We start from the raw sequence: 14,453 nt of genomic DNA on the forward strand, positions 1-14,453 counted from the left end.
CTTGAAGCTTCCGGCGGGCACGGCACCGGGTCTACTCTGCCGGTACCGCTTGGGGGGTGACGTCCGTGCGTATGACACCCAGGACCCCGACACCCGAAGTGCGCGTACCGCGCCTGGTCGGGCTGATGGCCGTGGACGCGCGCGAGTCGGCCCGGGCGCGGGGGCTGTCCGTCAGCGCGCCGGACCGGCCGGACTTCCGGCTCGCCGTCGTCGACTACGTCGTACGCCAGTATCCGCAGCCCGGCACGGAGGTGCCGCGGGACTCCGTGATCCACGTGTGGTTCGACTTCGGTGAGGGCGAGGGCGGCGGAGGGGTGCGCGAGCCGCGCGGGCCGGTGCCGCCCACGGGCGGGCTCCAGCGGGAACTGGAGGAGCCCGCCCTCCCCCACGCGGTGATGCTCAGCTCTCCTTGAAGCCCCGGTGCAGCGCCACCACACCGCCCGTGAGGTTGCGCCACGCCACCTTCGACCAGCCCGCGCCCTTCAGCCGTTTGGCCAGCGCGAGCTGGTCGGGCCAGTCGCGGATGGACTCGGCGAGGTAGACGTACGCGTCCGGGTTGGACGACACCGACCGGGCGACCGGCGGCAGCGCGCGCATCAGGTACTCGGTGTAGACGGTGCGGAACGGCGCCCACGTCGGATGCGAGAACTCGCAGATGACGATCCGCCCGCCGGGCCGGGTCACCCGGTGCATCTCGCGCAGCGCCGCGTCCGTGTCCTGCACGTTGCGCAGCCCGAAGGAGATGGTGACGGCGTCGAAGACGTCGTCCTTGAAGGGCAGCCGGGTCGCGTCGCCGGCCGTGTACGGGAGCCAGGCCCGGTTCCGCTTGCCGACCCGCAGCATGCCCTGGGAGAAGTCGCAGGGCACGACGTAGGCGCCGGCGCGGGCGAAGGGCATCGACGAGGTGCCCGTACCGGCCGCCAGGTCCAGGATCTTCTGCGCGGGCCGCGCGTCGACGGCCCTCGCGACCTCCTTGCGCCATCGCCGGTCCTGGCCGAGGGACAGCACATCGTTCGTCAGGTCGTATCGTTCCGCGACGTCGTCGAACATCGAGGCGACTTCGTGCGGCTGCTTGTCCAGGGATGCGCGGGTCACGCGCCCATTCTTGCAGCCCGCCCACCCGGCAGAAGCGTCGGCTTCCGGCGCGCGGCGACGTCCTCGGCCCAGCCGCACGCGAGCACGAAGCCCCCGATCAGGACCCAGCCGACGCCGAACAGGAACCACTGGCTCTCCAGCGGCAGATGCGCCTCGAACGCGGGCACCTCCCAGAACCGGTCGATCAGCGGCACGGCCAGGATCAGCGCCACCTCGTGCCAGAGGTAGATCGTCACGGCGCGCGCGTTGAACACGGTGACCAGCCGGGAACGGGACGCCCTCGTCGAGCCGGCGGGGAGGCACTCCTTGGCGTACATCAACAGCGTCACGAATCCGGCCGACCAGAAGGCCTGCGCGAGCGGGTTGTCGTCCAGGTCGTACGTGCCGCCGTACGCGGACCGGTGGGTGAGGGCGTACCAGCCGCCGTAGGCGAGCGCGGCGGACGACACCACGGCGACGGTGAAGGGGCGCAGCCGCCCGAGCACCCCCTCGTGGTGGGCGAAACCGAGGAGCCAGCAGAACAGGAACGTCGCGAGGTCGGTGAGGGCGCTGCCGAGCCGGCCCCCCGGCGGCTGCCACACGTACGTGAGGACGACGACCGGGACGAGCGACAGCACCAGCACCACGACCGGGGACAGCCGGAACACCCGCAGCAGCAGCGGGGAGAGCAGCACGAACCACAGGTACGTCCGCAGGTACCAGACGATCTCCCAGGCCTGCCCGGCCCAGGCGCTGCCCGGCGGATCGCCGAGCGGCACGATCCAGTACACGATCTGCCACCCCGGCATCCAGCCGTGCACCAGCATCGCGGTGACCACGAAGAAGCCCCAGAACCAGAACGGCGGCAGCAGGCGTCGGACGCGGCTCCGGATCACCGTGAGCGCGGGGCGCCGCAGCGATCCGGCCATCAGGGTGCCGGCCAGCCCGAACATCACCCCCATCGACGGGAAGACCATGCCCGCCCAGGCCCAGCCGAAGGTGTGGTACGCCACGACCCGGACGAGGGCCACCGCGCGGAGGAGGTCGAAGTACCCGTCGCGGCCCGCCGGGGCCGCCGGGGCCGGTGTGGCCGCCGGCTCCGGACGTCCGGCCCGTACGGCCCCCCTGCGGTGTGCCCCCATCAGCCGCCCGTCCCCGACGGCATCCCGACCTCGCCCGTCCGCTTCAGCTTCTGCCAGCGCAGCCGGCCACCGGTCAGGGCGGTGACACAGGAGTGGATGAGGACGAGGTACATCATCTGCCGGTACGCGAGCTGCTGCAGCGGCATCATCAGCAGGTACCGGTACTTCTCCCGGTCCAGCCGGAAGGCGTACGCGGCGCACACCAGCTGCACGCCCAGGACGGCGAACCAGGCCAGCAGGGCCGCCCGGAAGTCGACGAAGAGCATCGAGTACACGGTGAACACGTCGATGAGCGGCGCGAACACCGGCGTGACGACCTGGAAGAGCACCACCAGCGGCATGCCGACCCGCCCGAACCTCCCCGAAGGCCCCCTGTCGGTGAGGGACTTGCGGTGCTTCCACAACGCCTGCATGGTGCCGTACGACCAGCGGTAGCGCTGCGACCACAGCTGCCGCAGCGACCGGGGGGCCTCGGTCCACGCGCGGGCGTGCTCCTCGTAGACGACCCGCCATCCCGCGCGGTGCAGCGCGATGGTGATGTCGGTGTCCTCGGCGAGGGTGTCCTCGCTCATCCCGCCCGCCTGGAGCACCGCCTCGCGGCGGAACGCGCCGATCGCGCCGGGGATGGTCGGCATGCAGCGCAGCAGGTCGTACATGCGCCGGTCGAGGTTGAAGCCCATCACGTACTCGATGTGCTGCCAGGCGCCGATGAGCGTGGAGCGGTTGCCGACCTTGGCGTTGCCCGCGACGGCGCCCACCGACGGGTCGGCGAAGGGCTGCACCAGACGGCCCACGGTGTCCGGTTCGAAGACGGTGTCGCCGTCCATCATCACGACGATGTCGTGCCGGGCGCTGCGGATGCCGTTGTTCAGGGCGGCCGGCTTGCCCGCGTTCTCCTGCCGGACCACCCGGACGCCTGGCAGTCCGAGCGCTTCGGCGAGCTCCGCCGTGCCGTCCGTGGAGCCGTCGTCGACGACGACGATCTCGATCGGATGGGTGCTCCCGGCCAGCGACCGCAGGGTGTTCCCGATGCACTCCTTCTCGTTGTACGCCGGGACGATCACACTGACCGGCCGGGTGACAGGCGGCCCCCAGCTGAAGCGGCGTCTGTTGCGCTGCCGGTGGTGACGCCGGGCGAGGACGAGCATCAGCCCGAACCGCCCCATGACGGCCACGCCCACGACCACCAGGCCGGCCGAGAGCGCGGGCACCGTCCACTCGGCGACGGTGACGGCCGCGACGAGCGCCTTGCCCTCGTAGAGGACCGTCCCGGTGGCGGGGTGGTGGGAGGCCTGGAGCCCGTTGCCGGTGCCGGACGGAGCACCGGCGGCGGGACCGCCCGTCCCGGATCCGCCGGCGGGCTGCTGCTGCTCGGCCATGGCGCCGCTGACGGTGGTGAAGGTGTAGCCCTTGGCCTGCATCTTCTCGATGTACTTCGGCAGCGCCCGAAGGGTCTGGGTGCGATCGCCGCCGGAGTCGTGGAAGAGCACCGAGGTGCCCTCCCCGTCCTCCGGAGTGGCCCCTTCGACGATCTTCGCGACGCCCGGCTCCTTCCAGTCCTCGCTGTCGGTGTCGATGAAGACGCTGGTGTACCCGTCCTCGCCGAGCTGCTGGTAGACCTGCCAGCTGTAGTTGTCGATGGCGTCCGTCCTGGAGGAGTACGGCGCCCGGAACAGCGTGCTGGTGATCCCGGCCGCGCCCGCGAGCGCGAGCTGGGTCTGCTCCATCTCGCGGGTGACGCGGGCGGCGCTCTGGTACGACAGGTCGACGTGCGTGAAGGTGTGGACGCCGACCTCGTTGCCCTGCTCGATCAGGTCCTTCACGATGTCGGGGTGGCGCGACACCATCGAGCCGACCACGAAGAACGTGCCGGGTACGTCGTACTCCTCCAGGACCTCCATGACCTTCGGCGTCCAGGTGGGGTCCGGTCCGTCGTCGAAGGTGAGCACGATCGTCCGGTCCGGGACGGAGACGGTCTCGGCCTGCCCGCCGGGGAAGGTGAGGATCGGGCCCCCGTCGAGGATGTCGTCGGGCACCTCGGAGGACGAGGCCCCGGAGCGGACCCGCTGGTCGTCGCCGACCTCGGCGCGCAGATAGCCGTCGAGCAGCATCGCGCAGGTCAGGGCGAGCAGGAGCAGCAGCGCGAGGAGGACCCGCGGCCGGTGCAGCACGGCGGCCCGGCCGGCGGCGCGCTCCATGCGGGTGGGGGCGCGGCGCCTGCCGCGGGCGGGGGACGTGCCGGTCATGAGGTCGCCGCGGGAGTGGGGACGGCGGTGGCGCTCGGGGTACCGGCCGGCGGGGAGGGCGGTGTGCCGGTCGGGGCCACCCCGCCGCGCGGACCCGCGCCGCCACCGGGACCGGCTTCCCCCTGCCCGCCCCCGAACGGCAGCAGCGAGGCCGGCGTGACCGAGGTGCCGATGCCCATGAAGGCCAGACCCAGCACGACCGCGTACCCGGCGCAGACGGTCCCCAGGAGGAGGCCGATCCGGCGCAGCAGCCTGGCCCGGCGTCCGGAGGAGTCGACGAAGACGGGTCCTTCGCCGGGCCCGTCGGGGCGTTTGCGGCGACGGCCGCGCGCGGCGGCGCGGCTTTCGATGGCAGGATCGGAATGCATGGCCCGGACGGTAGAGGCCGTTGTGCAGGGAAAACCCGGTGTTTCCTGTGAGTCTCCCGTGGGAAGGCCGCGAACCTCTCCGTCCCCTGAGAATCGTCCGGGAACCGGGCGTACATCCTCAGGAAGCGCACAGACCCGTGTGCCACGTTGGCCGTCCACCCGACGTCTCATGAACGGAACGAGCACGATGCGCGGTCCACTGAAGTCCGTTGCCGGGCTCGCCCTCCTCCCGGCCCTGGCCCTGGTCGCGGCCACCGCGGGCTGTTCCGCCGGGGACACCACGACGGACGCGTCCCCGGCGGACCCCGCCCCCTCGGCCTCCTCGTCGTCCGCGCCGGTCACCGCGTACGCGCCGTACGTCAGTGCCGCCGCGGCCTCCGACACCGACCCGGCGGGTTCCCCCACGACGTACAACCTGGCGTTCGTGATCTCCTCCGGCAGCGGCTGCACCCCGTACTGGAACGGCACCCAGGACATCGACGACGCGACCGTGACGTCCCGGATCGCGGGGCTCACCGGGTCCGGCGCCGACGTCCGCGTCTCCTTCGGCGGCGCCTCCGGCGACGAGCTGGCGGCCACCTGCGACACCGCGGCCGAGCTGGCCGAGGCGTACGGCACCGCACTGGACGCGGCCGGCGCCACCCGCGCCGACTTCGACATCGAGGGCGACGAACTCACCGACTCCACCTCCGTGGACCTGCGTTCGGAGGCGGTCGCCCTGCTGCAGGAGGAACGCACCGGCCTGGAGGTGTCGTTCACGCTCCCGGTCATGCCCTCGGGGCTCGACGAGGACGGGCTGGCCCTGCTGGAGTCGGCCAACGACCACGGCGCCCAGGTCGCCACCGTCAACCTGATGACGATGAACTACGGCGAGTCCTACGACGGCGACATGGGCGACTACGCCCTCACCGCCGCCGAGGCCGCGCACACCCAACTCGTCGACGTCTTCGGCCTGTCCGACGCCGCCGCCTGGCGGGGCATGGCGCTCACCTCGATGATCGGCGTCAACGACGTGAAGGGGGAGACGTTCACGCTCGCGGACGCGGCGGAGGTGCGTGCCTTCGCGGAGGAGAAGGGCGTCGCGTGGGTGTCGATGTGGTCGACGTTCCGGGACACGGAGTGCGGGGAGGACGCCTCCGCGGACGACCCGTTGACCGATTGCAGCGGGGTGGAGCAGGAGGACGGGGCGTTCGGGGAGGCGTTCGCGGGATGAGAGCCGGCGCCACCACGGGCCGGCGCCACCACGGGTCAGCGCCGCCGGTACACCAGGCGGCCGCCCACGACGGTGGCCACGCACGTGGACGCGCCGTCCCGCACGAGGGCGTCCCGGTCGGGCACCTCGAACACCGCGAACCGCGCGGGTTTCCCGGCGCTGAGGCCCGGCAGCAGCACGAGGGGAACCGGGGAGAGCGCCGCGGGTCCGGGCAGCACGGCCGGACGCCCCGCCAGGGCGAGCCCGGCCCTGCGCACCGCGTCCAGGGCCTCGCGGCCGCGCAGCTCACCGGCGACCGCGACCGTTCCGTGCGCCAGCATGCGCTGTACTCCACGGCGTGCGCTGGCGCCCCGCGCGGACGGTCCGGCGGCCAGGAGTGCCCGCGCACGCTCCCCGAACACCGGCTCGCTGCCGAGCCGGTCCGCCTCGCGCGGGTCGGGGTGGTACGCCTGCTCCAGCAGTTCCGGACCGTAGGGGTTGAGCAGCCCGGGCGTCAGAATGCCGGGCCACCGCCGCAGCCGGGCGCCCGGATGACCGACGGCCAGCTGTTCGTACGGGCCGACGGCGGCGATGTGCGCGCCGTCGACCACGACGGCGGCCTCGGGCGAGGCGTCGGCGGTGTGAAGGGTCAGCACGGGGACGTCAGTTGGAGGCCAGGAGCTTCAGCTCCGGGTGGGCCGTGCCGCCCTCGATGGCCGTGGAGGAGATGTGGGAGACCACGCGGTCGTCGACGGGGTCGTTCGCCGGGTCGTCGTGGACGACGAGGTGCTCGTACGTCGTCGACCGCTGGGCCGGGACCCGCCCCGCCTTGCGGATCAGGTCGATGATCTCCAGCCGGTTGGAGCGGTGCTTGGCGCCGGCGGAGGAGACGACGTTCTCCTCCAGCATGATGGAGCCGAGGTCGTCCGCGCCGTAGTGCAGCGAGAGCTGGCCGACCTCCTTGCCGGTGGTCAGCCAGGAACCCTGGATGTGGGCGACGTTGTCCATGAACAGCCGGGCGATGGCGATCATCCGCAGGTACTCGAAGAGGGTGGCCTGCGTGCGGCCCTTCAGGTGGTTGTTCTCGGGCTGGTAGGTGTACGGGATGAACGCGCGGAAGCCGCCCGTGCGGTCCTGTACGTCCCGGATCATCCGCAGGTGCTCGATCCGCTCGGCGTTCGTCTCGCCGGTCCCCATGAGCATGGTGGACGTGGACTCGACACCGAGGTTGTGCGCGATCTCCATGATCTCCAGCCAGCGCTCGCCGGACTCCTTGAGCGGCGCGATGGCCTTGCGGGGACGGGCGGGAAGCAGTTCGGCGCCCGCGCCGGCGAAGGAGTCGAGCCCGGCCGCGTGGATGCGGGTGATCGCCTCGTCGACGCCCACCTTGCTGATCCGCGCCATGTGCTCGACCTCGCTCGCCCCCAGGCTGTGGATGACGAGCTGCGGGAACTCCTTCTTGATGGCGGCGAAGTGCTTCTCGTAGTACTCGACGCCGTAGTCCGGGTGGTGACCGCCCTGGAACATGATCTGCGTGCCGCCGAGCTCGACGGTCTCGGCGCAGCGCCGCAGGATGTCGTCGAGGTCGCGGGTCCAGCCCTTCGCCGTGTCCTTGGGGGCCGCGTAGAAGGCGCAGAACTTGCACGCCGTGACGCACACGTTCGTGTAGTTGATGTTCCGCTCGATGATGTACGTCGCGATGTGCTCCGTACCGGCGTACCGGCGCTTGCGTACGGCGTCGGCGGCGGCACCCAGCGCGTGCAGCGGTGCGTCGCGGTAGAGGTCCAGGGCTTCCTCGGGGGTGATCCGCCCACCGGCGGCGGCACGGTCGAGGACGGTCTGAAGGTCGGCCTTCTCGGTCACCGGCGTCCCTTTCGGAAGGGTTGTGGACGGACCGAGCCAGCGTACGTCAGCCGGATCGCGCGGTTCACGTCAGGCCGCGTACGCACCGATCAGCAGCCCGGCGAAGGCGCCGCTGATCAGGAAAGGACCGAACGGGATCGCCGTCTTGCGCCCGGCCTTCCGGGTGACGACGAGGGCGCCCCCGTAGAGCGCCCCGAACACGAACCCGGCGAGGGTGCCGAGCATCACGGTCGGCCAGCCGTACCAGCCGAGGACGGCGCCCGCGCCGAGGGCGAGCTTGACGTCGCCGAAGCCCATGCCGCCCGGGTTGACGAGGAACAGCACGAAGTAGCCGGCGCCCAGCGCGAGCGCGCCCAGCAGGGCGGTGGTCCACTCCCCCGCGTGCCCGGGGGCGAGGGCGGCCGGGCCGAGCAGGACGAGGGCGGCCCCGGCGAACGGCAGGGTGAGCGGGTCGGGCAGCCGCTGCACCCGGAAGTCGACCACCGCCAGCAGTACGCCGACGGGCGCGAGCAGCAGCCAGACGAACAGCTCGGGCCGGGTCCCGGTGGCGGCCGCGAGGGCGGCGCAGACCAGGGCGGTGACGACGGCGGGAGCGGCGCCGGGTCCGTACGGAGGTCCCGCGCACGGCCCGCACCGGGCCCGCCCGAGCCAGCCGCCGACCGGGTGCCCCGCCGGGCACGCCGTCCGCCACTCCTCCCCCGACGGGACGGAGAACCGGTAGGCCGCGCGGGGCAGCACCGCGCCGGCCGCCGCGCCCCACAGCGCGGCGACGGCGATCAGCAGGACGTCCAGGCAGTCGCTCAGGCAGTCGCTCATCCCGCCGCCGCGACCGCGTCGCGCCACGTCGGCAGCAGTTCGTCGAGCAGCGCCTCGGTGCGCGGCGGCAGCCCGCGGGCGCCGCTGCGGCCGACGAGGTCGGCGGCGAGGGCGGTGAGCCGTGCGGGGTCGCCGAGGGCGTGGGTGGCGCGCAGCAGTTCGTTCCACAGCCGCTCGTCGGCCGGGGCGGTGCGCAGCGCGGCGTCGATCGCCTCGATGGCCTTCTCCGCGCGGTTCTTCTCCAGGTGGAACTCGGAGAGCGCGAGTCCGGTGTCCGCGACGAGCAGCGGGAGCTGGGCGTCGACGATCTCGTGGGTGAGCCAGCGGTAGCGGCCCTCGGGCCGGTCGGCGAGCAGCGGCCCGCGCACCAGCACCAGCGCGTCGGTGAGCAGCCGTCCGCGTACGGCCCGGCTGTCGACGCCCTTGCCCTGGGTGGCCTCGTGGTACAGCGACCGCAGTACGTCCAGGTCGGAGACGACGGACTTGGCGAGGGTGAGCCGTCCGGTGTCGTCCGTGCCGAGGCGGGGGGTGCCGTCGGGGTCGGCGCCGAGCCAGGCGCGCAGCCGCTCGATGAGCGCCTCGCGCACGTCGTCGGTGACACCGCGCGGCCACAGCGCGGACGACAGCACGCGCGGATGCACGCCCTCGCGGTGCAGGAGCAGCAGCGCGAGCGCCTCGTGCAGCAGGGCGCTGCGCTCGCCGTCCGGGGTGTCGAGTCCGATGATCTCGTACGGTCCGACCAGGCGCGCGTACACGGCGGGCCGCCCCTGCTCGCTGATGTCGACGAGGAACGGCGGGGTGTTGCCGGGGCCGTCGGGTCCGCGCTCGGGGTCGGCGTCGGTGAACAGCTCGACGACCGCGCGCTGTTGGGCGGCGGGCAGGAGCTGGGCGTCGAGTTCGAGCCCGAGGAGGGGCGCGAGCAGCTTGCCCTCGCCGGTGATCTCCATCTCCCAGGCGGCGCCCGGCAGATCACCGCTGCCGGTGCCGACGAGGTAGCCGATGCCGAGGCGGCTCGCGTCGGCGGCGAGTTCGGCGAGCGTGACGGCGTCCTCGGCGGACGGCTCGGCGGCGAGCAGCACGAGGTGCGGGGCCCAACGGGTGTGCTGGGCGGGCCCGGTGCGCCCGGTGAGCACGGAGTCGTGGCCGGCGGCACCGAGCGCGCCGCGCCGTTGCCGCGTCTCGGCCTCCATGGTCTCGATCAGCGCCTCGATGCCGTCGAGGTGGCGGAGGCGGCTGGGGGCGAGCGGGGTCAGGTCCTCGCCGAATCCGACGAGGGTGATGGTCATCCGGTCCGACCAGCCGTTGGTGGCCAGCTCGGCGGCGACGGAGGCGAACACGGCGGCCCGGTCGGCCTCGCTGCCGCTCAGCGAGACGATGCCGGGGACGGACTCCAGGTTGAGCAGCAGCCGCGAGTCGTCCATGGTGCCGAGGCTGACGAGGCCGGGGAAGGGAGCGGCGGTGTCGACCTCCTCGTACCGCGCGGCGTCGTCCTTGGCCAGCATCCAGAACGTCTGGTCCTGCCCGAGCTGCCAGGGCGCCGGCGGCTTCCCGGACGGCTGGGCGAGCTGGAGGTGCAGGTCGCCGTTGCTGAGCCAGGCCGCGTAGACGGTGGGCAGCGGACGGGACTCGGCGGCGAGGGACGCGGCGAGCCCGCGCAGCGACCGGTCGAGCAGCCGTACGCCCTCGGGGTCGGCGCCGACCAGCAGCGCGTCCTGGACGTCCTGGGCGTCCCCGGCCGGGGTGGGCGGCTCCATGCCGCGCCGCCCGCCGATACCGCCGAACGCCGACTGCCACAACGCCTGCCGGCGCCGGTGCCCGAGCGCGCCGAGGAGGCCGGCGGCGAGGAGGGGCGCGGCGAGGAGGGCTTCGGGGAGGCCGAAGGAGGAGGACTCCTGGGCGGGGGTGGCGTGCTGCCGTTCCTGCTGGTGACCGGCGTTGTCGGTCCCGGGAACGGGGGCGGGTGCGGGGGCCGGCCGCTGCTCGGGAACGGAGACGTGGGCGGCACCACCGCCACCACTGCCCTGGGCGTGGTCCCCGGTCCTGTCGTAGTCGCGGATCTGCTGCTGCACCTCGGGCGAGACCTCGGGGGCCTCGTCCGGCATCTCGACGAGGTCGCCGCCGCGCGCGTCGCCGGGCATCTCCATGATCCAGCCGGGCCGGATCAGGCTGGCCTCGGACAGCTTGGAACCGTCGGGCTGGGTGCGGTCCTTGTTGAGCTCGAAGATCTCCTTGTACCGGCGTCCGTCACCGAGGTGCCGCTCGGAGATCTCCCAGAGGGAGTCGTGGTGGCGCCCCTCGGGCGGCTGGATCCGGTAGAACTTCGTGTCGCCCTGCTGCTTGGCGCTGCTGCCCGCCGCCGCTTCGGCGTGCGACGCCTGCTCGGCGAGCGCGGCGGCGGTGTCGGCCGCCTGCTCCTGCTGCTGGGCGAAGAACCCGGGGGTCTGCTGGGCGGCGGCGGCCACGGCGGGCCGCTGACTGTCCTCGAGGCTCTGCCCGAGCTGGCCGATCCCCGGAGCGAAGCTGGCGGCGGTCGCGCCGACGAGCAGCAGCGCGGCGACGAGCTGACGGGCTAGCAGTTGGCTGGGCCCGGCCCCGGGCACCCGCCCAGGCACCCCGACCCCCGACAGCGCGGCCTTCATCTCGACGAGCACGCACGCGGTGAACTGCGCCCAGGCGAGCCAGACGACGAAGGTCAGGATGGAGAGGAAGGTCTGGACGGAGATGTCCTGCTTGAGCCACTCCATCGGCTCGAACGTCTCCGGCAACGGCCAGCCGGCCTGCGTCGCCAACGCGAGCGGCACCCCGACGAGCAGCACGGCCAACGCCACGAAGGCGAGGAACGCCTTGACGAAGTCCCCGAACGACCGCCGCCGCACCCGCACCGGCTGCGGCGTCCTGTTCCTCGGAGCCGTCGAGCTGGACGGGCTGGGACTGCGGCGTCGCGGCATGGCGGGTGTCCTGGGGTCGTGTGGGAGGAGGGTCTGCTGAGCCTACGAGGATCTTATTGACTCGAACGGCCGCAGTCGAAGGCCGGAGCCACTCCTCCCGCCGCAACCTCCCCGACGGCACCAGGAGATCCGTCGATCAACCGCTGAACAGGTCCTCGGCCCGGGTGGCGTGAACAGCCCGCTGGGCCCAGAGCTCGAGCTGATCGAGGTCGGTGCACGCCTGGACCCGCTCCCGTACAGCGTCGGGCACCTGGATATCCCGCCACTCCAGGATGCGCAGTGTCATCTCAGCGCTCTTCTCGACCCGGCCCTCCTCGCGCACCTGCTCCGCCACCGGGTGCCGGAAGAAGTAGTGGATCGCCGCCATCAGGTCCCTCCAGATTTCCTTGGCCTGGGTATCGATCAGGCATGAGTCGACGAACGCAACGAAAACGGCCGCACTCTCGGCGTCCAGGGTCCGCAAGGCGGTAGCCAGCGGTTCCAGTATGGTGGCAGCCCGCTTCCCCCGGCCATGCGTCATGGCCGAGAGAACCGCAAGCGGTACATCCCGCTCCGCCTCCTGTTCGTCCGTGATCACCGGCACGTTCTCCGGCCCCAGCACCAGTGGCCGAACGGTCAGCGAGTGCCAACCAGGCAGCCCGAGCCTGATCGGCCGAGCCGCCCATCGCGCCGTGGCTCTGCTCTGAGTGATCACGATGAGGACTGGCTCGCAGCGGTACTTCGCATACAAGTACGACAGGTAGTACGCCCAGCTGCCCCTCTTGGCGTTGTCCACTTTCCCCTGCGCCTCGATGACCAGGAGATAGGCGCCCTCATCCGTCTCCACGCGCATCAGCGTGTCCACGCGCCGCTCGACAGGCTCGATCTCCGTCAGGTCCGCGTTCAGCACCGCGAAGTCCCGCGGCTCGGGGAAGTCAACATTCAGGACACGCTGCAACGCCCGTGTCAGCAGCGCGGGATCCTTCTGGAAGACCCTGTGCAGCGCCTCGTGCGACGAGCTGACCATCAGCTCTCCTTCCTGGTCGGCGTGATCAACGAGTCAGGCCGCGACGAGGTCACACCACACGTACCTGCCCCGGCTGCCGTCCCTCGCGTGGGGCTGCCAGCCCCAGAGGTCCGCGCAGGCCCGCACCAGGGCCAGACCCCGCCCCTCCTCCGCCTCGGTGAGCCGCTCCCAGCGCCCCGGCGGCTCGGGCGGTTCCGGGTCCGTGTCCCACGCGCCGATCCGCAGTACGCCGTCCGACCAGCGCACGCGCAGCGCCGCCGGCCCCTTCGTGTGCCGTACGGAGTTGGCTACCAGTTCCGTCGCCAGCAGTTCGGCGGTGTCGACGAGGCCGATCAGGCCGTGCATCGTGAGGATCAGCCGGAGGGTACGGCGGCAGACGGTCACGGCTCGTGGTCGTTCGGGATGGACAAGGTGTACTCCCAGGAGGCGGCGGCCTCTTCGATGCCGGTTTCGGGCATGCGTGGACTCCTGTCAGGGATGGGAGATGGCCGGGCGGTGGCTCCGCCGCGTCCGTCATGGCATGACGGAGCGGTGCGCTTCCGGAACCCCGGGTGCCGCAGAGTGTGCGTCGCATCACTGACGGTAGGGGCAAAATTTGGGCCCATGCAAGCCATTGCCATACTCTTCGCCCCGAACGTGTCACTGCCTGTCGGCAGTTGAAGGCGAGGAGCACGCCATGCCGCGCAGGCAGCAGGCCACCGCACGCCAGGAGCGACTGGGCACTGAACTGCGGAAACTACGGGAGGCCGCAGGGCTCAAGGGGCGCGAAGCCGCCGCGCTGCTCGGTACCGACTCGGCACAGGTGAGTCAGATCGAGGCCGGCGTGGCAGGCGTCAGTGAAACGCGCGTACGACAACTCGCCGCTCACTACTCCTGCACGGATGAGAAGTTGGTCGAGGCATTGGTCTCCATGGCCATCGACCGGACACGTGGTTGGTGGGAGCGATACAAGGGCCTGCTGCCCCCTTCGTTCCTGGACCTCGCCGAGTTGGAGCACCACTGCACGTGCCGCCAGGACGTCGAGTTCCTGCACGTACCCGGCCTCTTCCAGACAGAGGACTACGCTCGTGCGGTCTTCTCCTACCGTGTGCCCAAGCTGCCCGCCGACGACCTCGAACTGCGCGTGAACCATCGAATGGAGCGCAGGCGGATCATCGAAGACCTGCGGTCCGTTCCGTACACCGCCGTCATCCATGAGGCAGCTCTGCGCATCCGCGTAGGTGACCGGACCGCCGCGCGCGCTCAACTCCTCCGCGTTCTGGAGCTATCCGAGGCAGACCACATCACCGTGCGCGTCATCCCCTTCGACCTGGACGGCTTCGCGGGAGCCACCAACGCCATGATGTACGTGAGCGGTGTCGTACCCAGGCTGGACACGGCCGTACGAGACGCACCGCAGGGTGCCGCCTTCATCGACTCAGAAGCCCAACTCAGTGCTCTTCGCACGCTTTTCCATATGGTGGAGTCCGCGTCTCTCGAACCCGCGCGCTCACGTGATTTCATCCACCGTCTGGCGAAGGAGCTGTAAGGCAGCCGTGACCACATCCGAAAACTGGCAGAGGTCGTCCTACTCCGGAAGTGGCGACGGCAACAACTGCGTGGAAATAGCCCCCTCCCCCACTCACACAGCCATACGCGACTCCAAACACCCCACCCACGGCCCCCTCTCCTTCCCGGCCCCCGCTTTCAGCGCCTTCGTCGAAGCCCTCAAGTCAGGGAGCCCACCGGCCAGTCGGTGACCGTGGCGGCTGGTCACACCCCTGTTCGCATCACACCTGGTAAGTTCGCCGCACGTTCC

General features: G+C 71.7%; 13 protein-coding genes and 1 pseudogene. 4 read left to right on the plus strand and 10 right to left on the minus strand.

The genetic code is table 11. The features are described 5' to 3' along the window. Positions 1 to 71: 71 nt before the first annotated feature. Entirely contained in the window at positions 72 to 413 is a 342-nt protein-coding gene (locus ACH4VX_RS24090; protein ID WP_398369963.1) for a PASTA domain-containing protein, read from the plus strand. Here ACH4VX_RS24090 and ACH4VX_RS24095 read toward each other — a convergent pair. The 4 genes from ACH4VX_RS24095 to ACH4VX_RS24110 are packed head-to-tail and all read right to left on the minus strand — an operon-like array spanning position 400 to position 4,830. Then, positions 400 to 1,095: a demethylmenaquinone methyltransferase gene (locus ACH4VX_RS24095; protein WP_398369964.1), complete on the minus strand. Its 696-nt coding sequence runs from the start codon at positions 1,093 to 1,095 to the stop codon at positions 400 to 402. The genes ACH4VX_RS24090 and ACH4VX_RS24095 overlap by 14 nt on opposite strands. Next, positions 1,092 to 2,216, minus strand: a complete 1,125-nt coding sequence (locus ACH4VX_RS24100; protein ID WP_398369966.1) for an acyltransferase — start codon at positions 2,214 to 2,216, stop codon at positions 1,092 to 1,094. Before ACH4VX_RS24100 ends, ACH4VX_RS24095 begins: the two co-directional genes overlap by 4 nt. Next, positions 2,216 to 4,462, minus strand: coding sequence for a bifunctional polysaccharide deacetylase/glycosyltransferase family 2 protein (locus ACH4VX_RS24105; RefSeq protein WP_398369968.1), 2,247 nt, complete (start codon positions 4,460 to 4,462; stop codon positions 2,216 to 2,218). The genes ACH4VX_RS24100 and ACH4VX_RS24105 overlap by 1 nt, the downstream gene beginning before the upstream one ends. Continuing rightward, a complete protein-coding gene (locus ACH4VX_RS24110) occupies positions 4,459 to 4,830 on the minus strand; it encodes a hypothetical protein (RefSeq protein ID WP_398369969.1) in 372 nt (123 codons plus the stop codon). The genes ACH4VX_RS24105 and ACH4VX_RS24110 overlap by 4 nt, the downstream gene beginning before the upstream one ends. Positions 4,831 to 5,017: 187 nt before the next feature. Between ACH4VX_RS24110 and ACH4VX_RS24115 the strand changes: the two genes are divergently transcribed. After that, positions 5,018 to 6,043 (plus strand): chitinase, encoded by a 1,026-nt coding sequence (locus ACH4VX_RS24115; protein WP_398370172.1) that lies wholly within the window; start codon positions 5,018 to 5,020, stop codon positions 6,041 to 6,043. A gap of 35 nt (positions 6,044 to 6,078) precedes the next feature. Here the strand turns inward: ACH4VX_RS24115 and ACH4VX_RS24120 are convergent, their stop codons facing one another. The 6 genes and pseudogenes from ACH4VX_RS24120 to ACH4VX_RS24145 all read right to left on the minus strand — a co-directional run bounded on the left by ACH4VX_RS24120 (position 6,079) and on the right by ACH4VX_RS24145 (position 13,113). Continuing rightward, positions 6,079 to 6,678: a hypothetical protein gene (locus ACH4VX_RS24120; protein ID WP_398369971.1), complete on the minus strand. Its 600-nt coding sequence runs from the start codon at positions 6,676 to 6,678 to the stop codon at positions 6,079 to 6,081. A 7-nt stretch (positions 6,679 to 6,685) separates the two neighbouring features. Continuing rightward, positions 6,686 to 7,885, minus strand: coding sequence for a cyclic dehypoxanthinyl futalosine synthase (mqnC, locus tag ACH4VX_RS24125; RefSeq protein WP_398369972.1), 1,200 nt, complete (start codon positions 7,883 to 7,885; stop codon positions 6,686 to 6,688). A 69-nt stretch (positions 7,886 to 7,954) separates the two neighbouring features. Beyond that, complete coding sequence (locus ACH4VX_RS24130) at positions 7,955 to 8,701, minus strand: prepilin peptidase (protein WP_398369974.1); 747 nt, start codon at positions 8,699 to 8,701, stop codon at positions 7,955 to 7,957. Continuing rightward, positions 8,698 to 11,649, minus strand: a complete 2,952-nt coding sequence (locus ACH4VX_RS24135; RefSeq protein WP_398369976.1) for a BTAD domain-containing putative transcriptional regulator — start codon at positions 11,647 to 11,649, stop codon at positions 8,698 to 8,700. The genes ACH4VX_RS24130 and ACH4VX_RS24135 overlap by 4 nt, the downstream gene beginning before the upstream one ends. 136 nt (positions 11,650 to 11,785) lie before the next feature. After that, positions 11,786 to 12,655, minus strand: coding sequence for a hypothetical protein (locus ACH4VX_RS24140; protein WP_398369977.1), 870 nt, complete (start codon positions 12,653 to 12,655; stop codon positions 11,786 to 11,788). Between the two features lie 33 nt (positions 12,656 to 12,688). Continuing rightward, positions 12,689 to 13,113: pseudogene (locus ACH4VX_RS24145) on the minus strand (ATP-binding protein). A 218-nt stretch (positions 13,114 to 13,331) separates the two neighbouring features. Here ACH4VX_RS24145 and ACH4VX_RS24150 point away from each other — a divergent pair. Then, positions 13,332 to 14,183 carry a helix-turn-helix domain-containing protein gene (locus ACH4VX_RS24150; protein WP_398369978.1) on the plus strand — a complete coding sequence of 284 codons (852 nt, stop codon included), beginning with the start codon at positions 13,332 to 13,334 and terminating at the stop codon, positions 14,181 to 14,183. 7 nt (positions 14,184 to 14,190) lie between these two features. Next, positions 14,191 to 14,394, plus strand: coding sequence for a DUF397 domain-containing protein (locus ACH4VX_RS24155; RefSeq protein WP_398369980.1), 204 nt, complete (start codon positions 14,191 to 14,193; stop codon positions 14,392 to 14,394). Positions 14,395 to 14,453 lie beyond the last annotated feature (59 nt).

This window comes from Streptomyces sp. NPDC020731 (genome assembly GCF_044334705.1).
Classification (GTDB): domain Bacteria; phylum Actinomycetota; class Actinomycetes; order Streptomycetales; family Streptomycetaceae; genus Streptomyces.

Bases quoted from the DNA above. Each gene is read 5' to 3' on its own strand.
- ACH4VX_RS24115 (WP_398370172.1), top strand. From the start codon at position 5,018: ATGCGCGGTCCACTGAAGTCCGTTGCCGGGCTCGCCCTCCTCCCGGCC.
- ACH4VX_RS24130 (WP_398369974.1), bottom strand. From the start codon at position 8,701: ATGAGCGACTGCCTGAGCGACTGCCTGGACGTCCTGCTGATCGCCGTC.
- ACH4VX_RS24150 (WP_398369978.1), top strand. From the start codon at position 13,332: ATGCCGCGCAGGCAGCAGGCCACCGCACGCCAGGAGCGACTGGGCACT.
- ACH4VX_RS24105 (WP_398369968.1), bottom strand. From the start codon at position 4,462: ATGACCGGCACGTCCCCCGCCCGCGGCAGGCGCCGCGCCCCCACCCGC.
- ACH4VX_RS24100 (WP_398369966.1), bottom strand. From the start codon at position 2,216: ATGGGGGCACACCGCAGGGGGGCCGTACGGGCCGGACGTCCGGAGCCG.
- ACH4VX_RS24140 (WP_398369977.1), bottom strand. From the start codon at position 12,655: ATGGTCAGCTCGTCGCACGAGGCGCTGCACAGGGTCTTCCAGAAGGAT.
- ACH4VX_RS24135 (WP_398369976.1), bottom strand. From the start codon at position 11,649: ATGCCGCGACGCCGCAGTCCCAGCCCGTCCAGCTCGACGGCTCCGAGG.
- ACH4VX_RS24090 (WP_398369963.1), top strand. From the start codon at position 72: ATGACACCCAGGACCCCGACACCCGAAGTGCGCGTACCGCGCCTGGTC.
- ACH4VX_RS24110 (WP_398369969.1), bottom strand. From the start codon at position 4,830: ATGCATTCCGATCCTGCCATCGAAAGCCGCGCCGCCGCGCGCGGCCGT.